The sequence below is a fragment of the Colwellia sp. BRX8-9 genome (assembly GCF_014077245.1).
Taxonomy (GTDB): Bacteria; Pseudomonadota; Gammaproteobacteria; order Enterobacterales; family Alteromonadaceae; genus Colwellia_A.
On record NZ_JACGVN010000084.1, the window covers coordinates 1 to 269 of the forward strand.

Here is a 269-nt window from a genome sequence, read left to right on the forward strand (position 1 = left end):
TTGAAGGACTATTTAACCCTTGTAGATGAAACAGGTCGCGTAATAAGAGCAGACAAACGAGGCGCTATCGATAACAAAACCGCAAATATACTGTCAAGACTTCACATCAGCGATGAAAGTTGGCTAAAACTCACCACAAACTTTGAAGGTATATTCACGGGCGCGGTCGGCACCGCAGAGCATTTGTGTGAATTTACTGAGCACGTGGGGTTAAAGCGCGCACACGGTAAAGCAAATGCTCAAGCTTGTTTGAATAGCGCGTAAACATA

At 44.6% G+C, this 269-nt stretch carries 1 pseudogene; it reads left to right on the forward strand.

Annotated elements, in window-relative coordinates:
- Positions 1-264 (forward strand): annotated as a pseudogene (locus H4J70_RS20350) (transposase); the annotation flags it as partial.
- Between the last annotated feature and the right edge of the window lie 5 nt (positions 265-269).